General features: G+C 56.2%; 2 protein-coding genes. Both read right to left on the bottom strand.

From position 1 onward, the window contains the following. On the bottom strand, nt 1–513 hold a 513-nt coding region (locus ACFP6B_RS11070), incomplete at its 3' end, for a hypothetical protein (RefSeq protein ID WP_377129972.1). A 105-nt stretch (nt 514–618) separates the two neighbouring features. Continuing rightward, nucleotides 619–897, bottom strand: a complete 279-nt coding sequence (locus ACFP6B_RS11065) for a hypothetical protein (protein ID WP_377129970.1) — start codon at nt 895–897, stop codon at nt 619–621. Nucleotides 898–1,182 lie beyond the last annotated feature (285 nt).

The raw sequence follows: 1,182 nt of genomic DNA, 5'->3' as shown, positions 1-1,182 counted from the left end.
TGTCAGAGCGCCCAACAGGACGGTTACTTGCGACAGAATGCACCAAATCGGCTTATCTGTATGAAGAACCAGAGAAACCCACGAAGGAAAAATAACACCCCAGTATGAGCGGGGTTTCTCGGGGAGCTTCTTTACTCGCTGTCTCTGAGACTCAGACATGGTGTAGGGCTTGCGCCGGCGACGTCGCCCAGCCAAAGTTCCTAGGGCCCCTGACAAAGTGCCTGCGAGTATGTAGGACAGGCGCCCCGGGTTGCGCAGCCTCCACTCTTTGAACCCATAGAAAAGCCAGCCTACAAGGGGCATGGCAAGGTAGAGAATGAGTGCAGGTGAGGTTGCAATAACAGACCACCCTAGTGCTATTACCGCCGCTAAAAGCACCCCAATGAGCGCGGGCTGTGCACGGGTAATGGCCTTCCCGAGGCGTGGGTGTTTCTTTGATTGCGTGAGACGGTCGCGGGCTAAAGTAAGCGCGATAGAGATACCACAGATAAGGGTCAGGGCGAGGGTAATCATAAACCCTATTGTATATACACACTTATAGATGCGCCTATGGGTGTCCCCTCACGGGGTGTAAAAAAGCAGGTGGCGAGAAACGTCGTTCTCACCACCTGCTGCTAGCTAGTAGGTTTTCGTTTTGGTCGGGTACCCAGCCTCATTGAGAGCCTGGCGCACAGCCTTTGCCACGGTGTGCTCAGTTTCGCGGCTCTGCTGCTTCTGAGAACGCTTGACCGGGGAGATGATATTGACCGCCCACCCGGCGAAACTAATTGAGATGACGCTGGTGTGTGAGGTGGCTAACCGGGCCGCCACGTGGGCAACAGCCCAGGTATCAACCTCTGCCCCGTTCTTGAACCTGTCGATACTAACCTTGCCCAGCACCCATGCCAGAAGGCGCAAAGTCAGGGCCGTGAGGCCAGAGCCTACAGGGAGTACGAGCAGGCTGGCCAGGAAGATCAGGATGGGGCTCTTGACATCCTCTCCGCCCTAAAGAGTCGGAGATTCCTACCAACTAACACCCCAAGATAGGTGTTAGCTCTCGGTGGGTTGGCGCTTCACAGGTCACAGCAGATGCAAGCACCCGTCTTACGCTCCCTCCACGCCCGTTTAAACTCTCGGCAAGCCCTGCCGCGAGCATGATATTAACCGCCGCGTTAGCATCCCTATCAAGGGTTGCCCCGCAGC

This window comes from Rothia nasimurium (assembly GCF_042660305.1).
GTDB classification, from domain to species: Bacteria; Actinomycetota; Actinomycetes; order Actinomycetales; family Micrococcaceae; genus Rothia; species Rothia nasimurium.
This window is presented reverse-complemented; position numbering and strand designations above follow the sequence as displayed.